Source organism: Pantoea sp. DY-5, assembly GCF_019795955.1.
GTDB lineage: Bacteria > Pseudomonadota > Gammaproteobacteria > Enterobacterales > Enterobacteriaceae > Pantoea > Pantoea leporis.
The window spans coordinates 102,839-115,793 of record NZ_JAIMIE010000002.1; the positions used below are offsets into that span (position 1 = coordinate 102,839).

Annotated in this window: 13 protein-coding genes; 3 read left to right on the top strand and 10 right to left on the bottom strand. The window is 56.3% G+C overall.

Features of this window, described 5'->3' with window-relative positions:
* Positions 1-35 precede the first annotated feature (35 nt).
* The 8 genes from K5Y30_RS08705 to rppH form a co-directional block, all read right to left on the bottom strand.
* A complete protein-coding gene (locus tag K5Y30_RS08705) occupies positions 36-377 on the bottom strand; it encodes a prepilin-type N-terminal cleavage/methylation domain-containing protein (RefSeq protein ID WP_146001291.1) in 342 nt (113 codons plus the stop codon).
* On the bottom strand, positions 310-732 hold the full coding sequence (locus K5Y30_RS08710) for a DUF2509 family protein (protein ID WP_110867963.1): 423 nt from the start codon (positions 730-732) through the stop codon (positions 310-312). Before K5Y30_RS08710 ends, K5Y30_RS08705 begins: the two co-directional genes overlap by 68 nt.
* Entirely contained in the window at positions 729-1,268 is a 540-nt protein-coding gene (locus K5Y30_RS08715) for a prepilin peptidase-dependent protein (protein WP_222211029.1), read from the bottom strand. Before K5Y30_RS08715 ends, K5Y30_RS08710 begins: the two co-directional genes overlap by 4 nt.
* Positions 1,259-1,729 carry a prepilin-type N-terminal cleavage/methylation domain-containing protein gene (locus K5Y30_RS08720; RefSeq protein ID WP_222211031.1) on the bottom strand — a complete coding sequence of 157 codons (471 nt, stop codon included), beginning with the start codon at positions 1,727-1,729 and terminating at the stop codon, positions 1,259-1,261. The genes K5Y30_RS08715 and K5Y30_RS08720 overlap by 10 nt, the downstream gene beginning before the upstream one ends.
* 211 nt (positions 1,730-1,940) lie before the next feature.
* The gene (gene thyA, locus K5Y30_RS08725) at positions 1,941-2,735 is read right to left on the bottom strand and encodes a thymidylate synthase (protein ID WP_222211033.1); all 795 of its coding nucleotides are present in this window, start codon (positions 2,733-2,735) and stop codon (positions 1,941-1,943) included.
* The gene (gene lgt, locus K5Y30_RS08730; RefSeq protein WP_008109262.1) at positions 2,732-3,613 is read right to left on the bottom strand and encodes a prolipoprotein diacylglyceryl transferase; all 882 of its coding nucleotides are present in this window, start codon (positions 3,611-3,613) and stop codon (positions 2,732-2,734) included. The genes thyA and lgt overlap by 4 nt, the downstream gene beginning before the upstream one ends.
* A 94-nt stretch (positions 3,614-3,707) precedes the next feature.
* Positions 3,708-5,954, bottom strand: coding sequence for a phosphoenolpyruvate--protein phosphotransferase (ptsP, locus tag K5Y30_RS08735; RefSeq protein WP_110867966.1), 2,247 nt, complete (start codon positions 5,952-5,954; stop codon positions 3,708-3,710).
* 12 nt (positions 5,955-5,966) lie between these two features.
* A complete protein-coding gene (gene rppH / locus K5Y30_RS08740) occupies positions 5,967-6,494 on the bottom strand; it encodes an RNA pyrophosphohydrolase (RefSeq protein WP_007890933.1) in 528 nt (175 codons plus the stop codon).
* A 682-nt stretch (positions 6,495-7,176) separates the two neighbouring features.
* Here rppH and mutH point away from each other — a divergent pair.
* The 3 genes from mutH (at position 7,177) to K5Y30_RS08755 (ending at position 9,371) form a co-directional block, all read left to right on the top strand.
* Complete coding sequence (gene mutH, locus K5Y30_RS08745) at positions 7,177-7,863, top strand: DNA mismatch repair endonuclease MutH (RefSeq protein WP_217549448.1); 687 nt, start codon at positions 7,177-7,179, stop codon at positions 7,861-7,863.
* A 104-nt stretch (positions 7,864-7,967) separates the two neighbouring features.
* Positions 7,968-8,186: a YgdI/YgdR family lipoprotein gene (locus tag K5Y30_RS08750; RefSeq protein ID WP_222211035.1), complete on the top strand. Its 219-nt coding sequence runs from the start codon at positions 7,968-7,970 to the stop codon at positions 8,184-8,186.
* Positions 8,187-8,330: 144 nt separating this feature from the next.
* Positions 8,331-9,371 (top strand): NADP(H)-dependent aldo-keto reductase, encoded by a 1,041-nt coding sequence (locus K5Y30_RS08755; protein ID WP_110867968.1) that lies wholly within the window; start codon positions 8,331-8,333, stop codon positions 9,369-9,371.
* A gap of 119 nt (positions 9,372-9,490) precedes the next feature.
* Here K5Y30_RS08755 and lplT read toward each other — a convergent pair whose 3' ends face one another.
* Positions 9,491-10,681, bottom strand: coding sequence for a lysophospholipid transporter LplT (gene lplT / locus K5Y30_RS08760; protein ID WP_110867969.1), 1,191 nt, complete (start codon positions 10,679-10,681; stop codon positions 9,491-9,493).
* Entirely contained in the window at positions 10,678-12,828 is a 2,151-nt protein-coding gene (gene aas / locus K5Y30_RS08765) for a bifunctional acyl-ACP--phospholipid O-acyltransferase/long-chain-fatty-acid--ACP ligase (RefSeq protein WP_222211037.1), read from the bottom strand. The genes lplT and aas overlap by 4 nt, the downstream gene beginning before the upstream one ends.
* Between the last annotated feature and the right edge of the window lie 127 nt (positions 12,829-12,955).

Consider the following 12,955-nt stretch of genomic DNA (forward strand, 5'->3'; position numbering starts at 1 on the left):
GCCACTCTACCGTTTATCACCTGCGATGCCTACCGCTAGTGGCAATTGAGCTGCGCCAGTGAGGCGGAACGCTGCTGTGGCCCCATGACCGTGACGCGCTCCAGCGTGCAGCCGCCCGCCAGGCTCTGCTGCTGGCGCTGACTCTGCCATCCCTCAACGTCATGGCCAAGCAACGCCTGACCGGCAACGCGCCACGCCTGACGCTGCTGCCACTGCTGGCTAAACCCCAGCGCCAGCGCGCGATGATATTGCAGTAATGTGCTGATGGTCATCGCCAGCAACAGCATCGCCACCAGCGTTTCCGCCAGGCTAAAGCCCTGCTGCTTCTGGCTGGCACAGCGCCGGCTGCGACAGCGGGCAGTAATCGATCCAGCCATGCGCTTGCGGCTGGGGTTGCGTGTTGGGGATGGATACCCAACGATAGAGCCACAGCGCGCGCCCTTCTCCATGTCCCGATAACAACGCATTGTCATCCTCCATTCGTAGCAGGCAGCTTTGCCACTGTTCTGCTGTCCATTGCTGACATTGCCAGCCGGTGGCCTGCGGCCAGTTTTGCACGCTGCCCCACGTTAACGCCGCCTGCGCCTGCCAGAAATCCTGACTGTGCAGCTGCTCATCAGCCACTAACACCATGCCTTGCGAGAGCTGCGTTCGCGTGGCGTGTAGCGTCAATCCGCCCATCAGTAACATCATCAGCACCATGCCCAGCGTGCTATTGCCGCGCTGCTTCACAGATTGATTCCTTCTATCCAGCTTGCCAGTTCTACGCTTTGGCTGTTGGCGTGTCCCGCCAGTTGCAGCACCAGACGCGATCCCTGCCGTTCAAGCTTGAAGGTATCGATGGTGAGAAACGCCGGATCGGAGAGTTTCTCCCAGCCGCTGCTGTTGCACTCATCCACGCCACGCTGCATTTCAAGCTGTCCGCTGCGCAGCCGATAGCCGTAATAGTCACTTTCGCTGTGGCCCACGCCTTCCCAGCGCCCGTTGCTGTTCTCATCCCAGCGCAGTAAAACGCAGCTGCCGCTGGCGGCAATCGTTAGCGCCGAACCGCTGCACTGGCCGTGGCAATAGCCGGCTCGGCGCAGCGCTTTTTGCAGCGTATTGGCGATCTGCTGCAGCTCCTGCTGTAACTGCACGCGCTGTTGCAGACGCAGATTCTGCTCCAGCAGCAGCGGTAAAAATCGCCCGACGCTGATCATCAGTACCGCGCCAATCGCCATGGCAATCAGCATCTCCAGCAGGCTGAATCCGCGTTGCACTATTCGCATCCTTTCTCTCCCGGCTGACAGGCACGGATGCGCGCTCTGGCGGAGATAATTAAGCGCCAGCGTCCCGCCGCACTGGCGAGATCGATGCTGCCAGGACGCGCGACATCACGCCGACCGTAAAAACCGACGTCACCATTGATGCCGACAAGGCGCACGCTGTCGTGCGGCGTTTTAAATAACCAGCGCGAGGGCAGTGCGCAGCCTTCTGCAGGTTTAGGTCCCGCGCCAATACAGCCGTTTTCACCGCTCTGTACCCACAGCGTGAGATCGCGGTTGTGCCAGTTAGCATGGGCGCGCAAGCGCAGCAGAAATCCCTGCAGTTGCAGTACGCTGTCGCGCAGCTGTTGATATTGCTGCCAGCGCTGCCAACCCTGCAGCGCGCCGACGCTAAGTATGCCGGCGATCACCATCACCAATAACAGTTCGGGCAAAGTGAAGCCGTGGTTAACGTTTCTGTTCATGGCGGGTAATCTGCCCACTGGGATGAGGTTGAACAAGCGGGAGAAATCGGCGTTGGGAAACGTTGCGCAGGAAATCGTTGAGGCATGCAGAGGGATACAGCGTTTTGTGAGGCGGATTCAGAATTGAGGTGCGATTTGGAGAGTGAGATGCAGTGAGGATTGAGGTCGGGTGAGTAGAGGTCGCCATGAATGGCGACCCTACGGAGTGTTGTTAAATTGCGACGGGCGCTTTAATCGCTGGGTGCGGATCGTAGCCTTCAATCTCGAAATCATCGAACTGATAATCGAAGATAGAAGCCGGTTTACGCTTGATTACCAGCTTCGGTAACGGGCGCGGCTCACGCGTTAACTGCAGGCGCGCCTGCTCTAAATGGTTGCTGTAAAGATGAGTATCGCCACCGGTCCAGACAAAATCGCCCACATCGAGATCGCACTGCTGCGCCACCATATGCAACAGCAGCGCATAGCTGGCGATGTTGAATGGCAGACCGAGGAAGATATCGCACGAGCGCTGATAAAGCTGGCAAGAGAGCTTGCCGTTAGCCACATAGAACTGGAAGAAGGCGTGGCAAGGCGCCAGTGCCATTTGATCCAGCTCGCCCACGTTCCACGCCGAGACGATGATGCGACGCGAATCGGGGTCACGCTTCAGCTGCTCAATCACTTTACTGATCTGATCAATCTCTTCACCCGAGGCGCTGCCCCAGCTGCGCCACTGCTTGCCGTATACCGGGCCGAGATCGCCGTTCTCATCTGCCCATTCATCCCAGATGGTGACCTTGTTCTCTTTCAGGTAACCGATGTTGGTCTCACCTTTCAGGAACCACAGCAGCTCATGAATGATGGAGCGCAGGTGCACTTTCTTGGTGGTGACCAGCGGAAAACCGTCCTGCAAATTGAAACGCATCTGGTGGCCAAAGATGGAGAGCGTGCCAGTGCCGGTACGGTCGGCCTTTTCTGCGCCTTCATTCAGCACATGTTGCATTAGGTCCAGATACTGTTTCATTTTACCTCACGAGTTTGTTGCTGCGGGCGACGACGATACGCCCAGATCATCATAATCACACCGGCCAGAATCATTGGGATCGACAGAATCTGTCCCATGCTGACGCCGCCTTCAAACAGACCAAGCTGCGCATCCGGCTGACGGAAGAACTCCACGATGATGCGGAATGCGCCGTAGCCGATCAGGAACAGGCCCGAGACGCTGCCCATGGGGCGCGGCTTGCGAATAAACAGGTTGAGAATGATGAACAGCACGATGCCTTCGAGGCACAGCTCATACAGCTGCGACGCGTGACGCGGCAGCACGCCGTAGGTGTTCAACAATTCCTGGTACTGCGGATTATTGGCCGCCAGCGCGATATCTTCGCTGCGTGAACCGGGGAACAACATCGCGTATTTGAAATCAGGCGCCACGCGGCCCCACAGTTCGCCGTTGATGAAGTTACCGAGACGACCGGCACCCAAACCAAACGGGATCAGCGGGGCAATGAAATCCGCTACCTGGAAGAAAGTGCGCTTGGTACGGCGTGCGAAAATCAGCATCACCACAATCACACCAATCAGGCCGCCGTGGAACGACATGCCGCCATCCCAGACCTTAAACAGATACAGCGGATTCTCAAGGAACAACGGCAGGTTGTAGAACAACACATAGCCGATACGTCCACCGAGGAATACGCCGAGGAAGCCCGCATACAGCAGGTTTTCCACTTCCTCTTTTTTCCAGCCGCTGCCAGGTTTGTTGGCGCGTCGCGTCGCCAGCCACATAGCAAATACAAAGCCCACCAGATACATCAAGCCGTACCAGTGAAGCGAAACCGGTCCGATAGAGAAAATTACCGGATCGAATTGGGGAAACGAAATGTAGCCGTCAGTCATCTTTCACCATCATTTTTCTGCCCTGAAACGGGACAATAAAAGGCTGCGCATGATAGCACAGCCACTTTTTTTACAGGTCGTGAAGTTGTAACCGTTAACGCCCGCCGCGAATCAAACCGCCTAAACCACGGCGCTCCATAAAGGTGGAGACCAGATGACGCACTTCCGAGGCAGTATGCGCGGCCAGTCCATGCTCGCTGAGCTTCTGTGCCTCTTCAAAATCGAGATGGCGCAGCAGATATTTCACCCGCGGCACGTTCTTGCCGTTCATGCTGAGATGGTGATATCCCATGCCCACTAACAGCGCGACACACATTGGATCGCCGGCCATTTCACCACACAAACAGAGCTCTAGCTTGGCCTGGCGGGCTTCGCTGGCAATAGTGTGCAGCGCCCGCAGCATCGCCGGATGCAGCGAATCATACAGGTTCGCCACGCGCGTATTGTTGCGATCAACCGCCAGCAGATATTGCGTCAAATCGTTGGTGCCAACCGAGACGAAATCGACGCGATCCGCCAGATGCGGGATCATAAACAGCATCGACGGCACTTCAATCATGATGCCAATGCGCGGCTTGGGAATCACATAGCCGAGCATCTCTTCCACTTCGCGGCCAGCGCGATCGATCAGACGACGCGCATCATCGATCTCATCGATATGGCTGATCATCGGCAGCAAAATGCTCAGGTTGCCAGACGCCACGTTGGCACGCAGCATCGCGCGCACCTGCACCAGGAAGATTTCCGGCTGATCGAGCGTTAAGCGAATGCCACGCCAGCCAAGGCACGGATTCTCTTCGCTGATCGGCATATACGGCAGTTGTTTGTCCGCACCGACATCCAGCGTACGCAGCGTCACCGGTTTGTCGTAGAACAGCTGCAACATGCCCTGATACTGCGCTACCTGCTCCTCTTCGGACGGGAAGCCGTTGTGCAGCATGAACGGAATTTCGGTGCGGTACAGACCGATGCCATCCACCCAGTTGTCAAGCGCCTGCTCGTGTTCCGGGCTGAGACCGGCATTTAACATCACCTGAACGCGCTCACCGCTTTTCAGCTCACCGGGCTGCTCGACCACGCCTTCGGCCATTTTGCTCAGCGCGTTCTCTTCGCTGATTAAACGCTGATACTCCTGCACCAGCACCGGTTCCGGATCGATCAGCACTTCGCCGCGATAACCATCAACAATCAGCAAGCGTTTGTTGAGCTGCGCCGGCAGAATATCCGCGCCCATCACGGTGGGAATACCCATCGCGCGCGTTAAAATCGCCGCATGCGAGTTGGCGGCACCGTCGCGCACCACCACGCCCGCCAGACGCTCCTGCGGCAATTCAGCCAGCGTGGTGGCAGTGAGTTCATCCGCGACTAACACAAAACGCTCCGGCCAGGCATTGGTGCCGACCAGCGAATCATCGAGGTGGAACAGTAGACGTTGACCGAGCACGCGCAGATCGCCAGCGCGCTCGCGTAAATATTGATCCTGCAAATTGGCGAACTGCTCGGCGAACTTCTCGATCACCGTTTTAACCGCCCACTCCGCTACCGATCCGCGCTCGATCTCATCAAACAGATCCTTTTTCAGCCGCGCATCGGTAAGCAGGTGCGAATAGAGATCGAAGATCGCCGCGCTCTCTTTCTGCACGCTGGCAGCAAAGCGTTTACTGAAGCGGCGGAATTCGTTGCCGGCCTCGCCCATCGCCAGCACCAGGCGCTCGCGCTCGCGCTGCACGTCAAGCGTGGACGCAGCGGAAACCTGATCGAGCAGCGGCTGAGTTTCATCCACCCAACCCGGCGCGACCGCCACGCCCGGCGCAGCGGCAATCGCTTTTACCCGCGTCTGACGGAATTGACCAAACAGTTGACCGAGCTGCGACTGCGACAGCAATCCCGCCATTTGCGTGGCGAGCGTGACGAGGAAAGACTCTTCGCTTTCATCAAACTGACGGTGTTCGCGCTGCTGGATAACCAACACGCCAAGCAGCTGGCGGCGGCTGATAATCGGGACGCCGAGGAAGGAGCGATAACGCTCCTCTTTAACAGAAGGAATGTATTTGAAGCTGGGATGGCTTTGCGCGTCGGCGAGGTTGATCGGCTCGGCTAAGCGTCCAACGAGGCCAACAATGCCTTCGTCAAACGCCAGCGTGACCGTACGACCACGCGGCTTTTTTAGCCCGCGTGTCGCCATCAGGTAGTAGCAACGACGATCGTGATCGGCGAGATAAACCGAGCAAACCTCGGTTTCCATCGCAAGGCAAATTTCGTTTACCAGAATGTCGAGTGCTTCATTCAGACGTGGAGCACTCGCCACTTTCTCTACTATTTCGCGTAACTGAGTGAGCATAAAGGGCGTGGCCTATCCTCTTTTACGTCGTTGGGCGGCATTATTACGCTGCCCCGCACTCTCCTGCATAGACATCACTACGCCCGCGAATTCTTTCATCACACGGCGATATACATCGCGCTTGAAAGAGACCACCTGACGTACCGGATACCAGAAGCTAACCCAGCGCCAACCATCAAACTCGGGCGTGCTGCTGTGCTGCACATTGATTTCCGCGTCACTGCACATCAACTGCAGAAGAAACCACTTTTGTTTCTGGCCGATACACACCGGCTTTGTGTCCCAACGCACCAAACGTTTTGGCAACTTGTAACGTAACCAGTTTCGGGTTGAAGCAAGTATTCGAACATCTTTGCGGTGTAAACCCACTTCTTCGAACAGTTCGCGATACATCGCCTGTTCAGCAGTTTCACCCGGATTGATGCCTCCCTGAGGAAATTGCCAGGAGTGCTGTCCAAAGCGCCTGGCCCACAACACTTGTCCTTGCCTGTTACAGATTACGATACCAACATTCGGGCGGTAGCCATCATCATCGATCACTGGACTACCTCAAAGCTAAATTTGAATAGCCTGATTGTTTCACACTCCTTACAGGCGGTAAACCACTGGATAGCGGGCCGCTGACGGAATAAAAACAGGATAACTCACAGAGATTAGCCAAGTTATAAACAGAGAGGCCCATTTATTGGCGATCTTATTCACCTTTTCTGTGGATAGCTTTGTGCAGAACACGGGAATGAATTGAATAACCCCTTCGGATAAATCTCATTACCCAACATGACAAAAATCAAAAAAACAATAATATTCATCGAGATATGGCTTATTAACCGTTAAATCGTTATCAGGATCCGTAGTTATACTCCGCTCAGTTTTTTCGATCGGTTAAAGATCCATCACCGACGTTTTTATCCACAGAGAATGCCCTAAACCTGGTCAAAGAAAGGAAAAAAAGCGTTCAAAACGCGAAAGTCAAGGCTGTAAATGGAAACAGGGGTATGGCCAAAAGGGTGTTACCCCACTTTTCTGTGGATAACCAGGTTCAACACCTGTTCATTGTCGATAACAAGCTGGGATAACCGGGCCATATCACTGGATCGCCCCATTCTATTGAAATAAAAAAGCATGCTGAATCATGCTATTATCACCTTTATTCAACTAACTGCCATGTGGACAAACCCGGCTCGCGTTTACTGTTCACTCTTTAACCAATGTGAGTTTTAGCATGCACCCCTCACCGTTATTGCCATCGCCACCTGAAAACGAAGCGGAATTACTGCAGCGCGCACAGCAGCTGGCGGGACAGACCTTTGCCGCGCTGGCTGCGCAGATTAACCTGCCGATTCCGGCAGATTTGAAACGCGACAAAGGCTGGGTTGGCATGCTGTTAGAGCTGCATCTGGGTGCCAGCGCTGGTAGCAAAGCCGAGCAGGATTTCGCCCATCTCGGCATTGAGCTGAAAACCATTCCGGTAGATGCGCAGGGCAAACCGCTGGAGACCACCTTCGTGTGCGTCGCGCCGTTAACCGGCAATAGCGGCGTGACCTGGCAAACCAGCCATGTGCGGCACAAACTGGCGCGGGTGCTGTGGATCCCGATCGAAGGAGATCGTGCCTTGCCGTTAGCCGAGCGCCGCGTCGGTTCGCCGCTGCTATGGCATCCGAGTGCAGAAGAGGAGCAACAGCTGCGCGAAGACTGGGAAGAGTTGATGGATATGATTGTGCTCGGTCAGGTGGAGCGCATCACCGCACGTCACGGTGCCTGGCTGCAAATCCGCCCTAAAGCCGCCAACAGCAAAGCGTTGACCGAAGCGATTGGCGAACACGGCGAGCCAATCATGACGCTGCCGCGCGGCTTTTATCTGAAGAAGAGCTTCACCGGTCCGCTTTTGGCGCGACATTTTTTACTGTAAATGCATATTGCTGCCGATAATTTTAGGAATGATGCGATTACTCCTAACGACGAAAGCATTTATTACTACACTTTTGCTGTTGAAGTCGCGAGAAGGAGATAAGAATGAAAGGGTTGGTGAGTGCAGTAGGTTTAACCTTGGTGACGCTGTTAATGAGTGGTTGTAGTAGTGATTACGTCATGGCAACCAAAGATGGCCGCATGATCATGACAGATGGCAAACCCGCCATCGACAAAGAGACCGGATTGGTACAGTACACCGATGAGCAAGGCCATCAGATGCAGATCAATGGTGACGAGGTTTCAACCATCATTGAGCGTTAAGTGCCAAATTGCCCTGCCTGCACGCGTTTTCCCCTTGTGCAGGCGATTTCCCGAACTTTCCCCTCTTCCTTCCGCGCCGCTTCACACGCTATAGTCCCAAAGGACACAACATTCCCTTTCATAATGAAAAAAGGATGCCGGCACATGCACTATCACCGTATTCCCCATAGCACGCTGGAAGTGAGTCAGCTGGGGCTTGGAACCATGACGTTTGGTGAGCAGAACAGCGAAGCCGACGCCCACGCACAACTTGATTACGCGGTTAGCAGTGGCATCAACCTGATTGATACCGCAGAAATGTATCCGGTGCCGCCGCGCCCGGAAACCCAGGGATTAACCGAACAATACATTGGTAGCTGGCTGAAGAAGCGCGGCAGCCGTGACAAAATCATCCTCGCCAGCAAAGTAGCCGGCCCGGTACGCGGCGCGGATGCCTCGATTCGCCCGAACCAGGCGCTGGATCGCAAAAACATCCGCGAAGCGCTGGATGCCAGCCTGAAACGTCTGAACACCGATTATCTCGATCTCTATCAGCTGCACTGGCCGCAGCGTCAGACCAACTACTTCGGCAAGCTGGGTTATCAATACACCGATTCCAGCGTGCCGGTGACGCTGCTGGAGACGCTGGAAGCGCTGACCGAACAGGTGCGCGCCGGTAAGATTCGCTACATTGGCGTGTCGAACGAAACTGCGTGGGGCGTGATGCGTTATCTGCAGTTGGCTGAAAAGCATGAGCTGCCGCGTATCGTTACCATCCAGAACCCGTACAGCCTGCTGAACCGCAGCTTCGAGGTTGGTTTAGCGGAGATCAGCCAGCATGAAGGCGTCGAGTTGCTGGCGTATTCCAGCCTGGCGTTTGGTACGTTGAGTGGTAAATACCTGAACGGTGCGAAACCCGCCGGTGCGCGCAATACGCTGTTTAGTCGCTTTACCCGCTACAGCGGCGATCAGTCACAGCAGGCGATTGCAGCCTATGTTGCGCTGGCGCAGAAACACAATATGGATCCGTCGCAGATGGCGCTGGCGTATGTGCGTCAACAGCCGTTTGTCGCCAGCACCTTGCTGGGCGCCACCACGCTGGAGCAGCTGAAGATTAACGTTGAGAGTTTCAATCTGACGCTGAATGCCGAGGTGTTAGAGGAACTGGAAGCGATTCATCGCCAGTTTACCTATCCAGCGCCATAAATCGCACCACACCGTAGCGGCGCGATTTATCGCGCGCTTTAAAAACGCCGCACATTTTTCCACTTGTGCGGCATTCGCCATTGCGCAATACATTGCCCCGCTACGACGCTATGCTTTTGTTACTTCCGCGCTTTCCACCACAACACCGCAATCGCCACGGCGAAAATCGCGCCGAATCCGACGCCGGTCGCCACCGCAGGCGCGCCCAGCTTAATCGCCACGGTATACAATCCCAGCATTAGTAACATCGCGGTATTCTCACCGAGATTTTGCACCGCAATCGCGTTGCCCGAACCCACGGACGCCTTGCCACGCTCCTGCAGCAGCGCATTGAGCGGTACCACGAAGAAACCACCCAGCGCACCAATCAGCATCAAAACCAGATAGGCATTGAGCAAGCTGGTTTGCAACGCGAACACCACCACCATCACGCCAATCAGCACACCGGCTGGCATGCAGCGACGCACGGTTTGCAGCGTCACCAGCTTCGCTGCCGCTGCCGCACCAATCACGATGCCAATCGCCACCATGGCATTCAGCGTGGTCGGGGTTTTGTTATCGCTGATGCCGAGCGCCACCGGCACCCATAGCACCAGCAGGAAACGCAGCGTCACGCCCGCGCCCCAGAACAAGCTGGTGCCGAGCAGCGAGAAGCGCGTTTCGCCGTTGCGCCACAGCAGCTTAGTGGCCGCGATGAAACTGCGCAGCATGGCGCCAAAATGCCAGCTCTGACCGGGACGCGCTGCCGTCAGACGCGGAATAAAGATGTTCGCCACCACCGCCATCGCATAGGTCATGGCACACACCACCAGCGCGGCGACCAGGTTCCAGTCCGCCAGAATACCGCCCGCCACCGAACCCAGCAGAATCGCCGCAATGGTCGAACCTTCCATTAAGCCGTTGGCTTTGACCAGGCGTTCACCGCTGGTGATCTCCGTCAGGATGCCGTACTTGGCTGGCGAATAGGATGCCGCGCCAATCCCCACCAGCGTATAGCCGAGGAACGGATTGAAGCCGAAACAGATAACCAGCGCGCCGAGCAGCTTAAGACTGTTAGCGAACATCATTACCCGACCTTTGGCAAAGCTATCCGCCATCTGGCCCACGAACGGCGCGAGCAGAATGTAAGTGGCCACAAACAGCATTTGCAGGATCGGCTGACTCCAGTCCGGATAGAACTGATTTTTCAGCACCGCCAGCGTCACAAACAACAGCGCGTTGTCGCCAAATGCCGAGAAGAACTGCGCCACAATCACCGCCAGCATGTTGCGCGATAACAGCGGTGCATCCTTATTTAACGCCTGGCTCATGCCTGCTCCTCTTCCGCCAGCTGCTTCAGGCTGACATAGTCCGGTTTGCCGCTACCCAGCATCGGTAGCTGTTTCATCACGCGGATATCGCGCGGCACCGCCAGTTCCGGCGCGCCAATTTCACGCGCCGCTTTCAGCAGCGTGTCGCGGCCCAACTCGCTGTCGGTAGTAAACAGCACCAACGCTTCACCACGATTACCGTCCGGACGCAGCGACGCCGCATGTTGCTTCTCGTTAGAGGCTTTCAGCGCAATCTGCTCCACAATCTCCAGCGACACCATCTCACCGGCAATTTTGGCGAAGCGTTTCGCACGGCCCTGAATCTGGCAGAAACCGCCTTCATCAAAGCTGACGATATCGCCGGTGTCGTACCAGCCCGCTTCCATCTCGCCTTCGCCGTTATCGGCGACCGGGACTTCCAGCACGCCTGGATTTTCCACGCGCAGATACCCGTTCATTACGTTCGGACCGCGCAGCTGCAGGCGACCGCCCTGCTCAATGCCCGGCACCGAAATCAGACGCGAATCCATGCCCGGCAGAATGCGGCCCACGGTGTGATTTTTCGCCGCCATCGGCACGTTGATCGCCACCACCGGCGCGCACTCCGTCACGCCGTAGCCTTCGAGAATACGGATGCCGTATTTTTCCATGTAGATCTGACGCGTCGCTTCCTGCAGTTTCTCCGCGCCCGCCACCACATAGCGCAGACGCGCAAAATCGTACGGGCTGGCGAAACGCGCATAGTTGCCAAGGAAGGTTGAGGTACCAAACAGCACGGTGCAGTTACGGTCGTAAACCAGCTCCGGCACGATGCGGTAATGCAGCGGGCTCGGATAGAGAAACACCTGCGCACCGGTCAGCAACGGGGTAAACAGGCCAACGGTTAAACCAAAAGCATGGAACAGCGGCAGCGCCGACATAAAGCGGTCGCGCGGGGTGAAATCCGCCACGGTACGAATCTGCTCAACGTTCGCCAGCAGACTTTTATGCGAGTGCACCACACCTTTGGGATGGCCTTCCGAACCGGAGGTAAACAGCACCATCGCCGCATCTTCCGGCTGCTGCGCCACCAGCGCACGGCGCGGCATCAGCAGATGCGCCACAATCCACAACTTGTCCTGCAGCGTAACGGTATCTTTCAGATCTTCCAGATAGATCCACTGCACTTCGGTCAGTCCCTGCGGCAAGTGCCACAGGTTGCCTTTTTCGAGGAACTGCCGCGAGGTAAAGACAGTTTTCACCTGCGATGCGGTCAACGCCGCACGCATGCCATTCACACCTGCGGTGTAGTTGAGCATCGCCGGAATGCGCCCGCGCAGCGAGGCACCGAGAATCGCCGCCGCTGTCACCGTGGCGTTCGGCAGCAGCAGACCGACGTATTCACCTTGCTGGCTGTAACGCTCCAGAATGCGGCCCACGCCAAGCGCTTTCTTCAGCAAACCGGTATAGCTATCCGGTTTGAAGTTGACGTCTTCGATGCACGGCTTCATCGCGCCATAACGCTGACGCGCATTGAGGAAAGCCTCGAACAGCGTCTCACGCGGACGCACTGCCATGCGGGCTTCCATCATCACATGATGCAGGTGCTCGCCCGCCAGCGTGCGGCGATCGCGCGCGCGTTTGGCTTCAGGCATTGGGATTACCGTTGGCGGCAGCACCGTTAAGGTGATGCGCGGGAACAGGCGCCGTTTAAACACGCCCGCCAGACGACCAAATGGCGTATATTCCGCGCCTTCGATACGCATCGGCACCACGGTGGCACCGGATTTCGCCGCCACAAAGCCCGCGCCGCTGTAGATCTTCATCAGCGATCCGGTCACGGTGATGCGCCCTTCCGGGAAGATCACCACCGGACGGCCCTGATTGATCATACGCACCAGATGTTTGATCGACATCGGCTTGGTGGGATCGAGCGGAACGAAGTCGATGATCGGCTTCAGCAGACGCATAAACCATTGATCGCTGATCGATGAATAGACCGCGAACACCGGTTTGATCGGCAGAAACAGCGCCAGTAATACCCCATCCAGAAACGACGTGTGATTGGGGGTGATCAGCACTTTCTCTTTATGCAGTGCCGCGAGGTCGCCGCGCAGTTCCACGCGCCACAGCAGGCGGAACAGGAAACGGAAAAAAGTGAGTAGCATGCCAGCTCCTTAGCAGTCTTAAAAATGGCTCTTACGATGCAGGATCTGGGGATTTTCGACAAGTGGCGTGGTGATTTAAACGCAATAGCAGTCGTAGGGCCGCTATTCATGGCGTAATGCTTGTCAG

Coding starts and splice junctions, on each gene's coding strand:
- K5Y30_RS08705 (WP_146001291.1), bottom strand. CDS start 377: ATGGCTGGATCGATTACTGCCCGCTGTCGCAGCCGGCGCTGTGCCAGC.
- K5Y30_RS08715 (WP_222211029.1), bottom strand. CDS start 1,268: ATGCGAATAGTGCAACGCGGATTCAGCCTGCTGGAGATGCTGATTGCC.
- K5Y30_RS08720 (WP_222211031.1), bottom strand. CDS start 1,729: ATGAACAGAAACGTTAACCACGGCTTCACTTTGCCCGAACTGTTATTG.
- thyA (WP_222211033.1), bottom strand. CDS start 2,735: ATGAAACAGTATCTGGACCTAATGCAACATGTGCTGAATGAAGGCGCA.
- lgt (WP_008109262.1), bottom strand. CDS start 3,613: ATGACTGACGGCTACATTTCGTTTCCCCAATTCGATCCGGTAATTTTC.
- ptsP (WP_110867966.1), bottom strand. CDS start 5,954: ATGCTCACTCAGTTACGCGAAATAGTAGAGAAAGTGGCGAGTGCTCCA.
- mutH (WP_217549448.1), top strand. CDS start 7,177: ATGCACCCCTCACCGTTATTGCCATCGCCACCTGAAAACGAAGCGGAA.
- K5Y30_RS08750 (WP_222211035.1), top strand. CDS start 7,968: ATGAAAGGGTTGGTGAGTGCAGTAGGTTTAACCTTGGTGACGCTGTTA.
- K5Y30_RS08755 (WP_110867968.1), top strand. CDS start 8,331: ATGCACTATCACCGTATTCCCCATAGCACGCTGGAAGTGAGTCAGCTG.
- lplT (WP_110867969.1), bottom strand. CDS start 10,681: ATGAGCCAGGCGTTAAATAAGGATGCACCGCTGTTATCGCGCAACATG.
- aas (WP_222211037.1), bottom strand. CDS start 12,828: ATGCTACTCACTTTTTTCCGTTTCCTGTTCCGCCTGCTGTGGCGCGTG.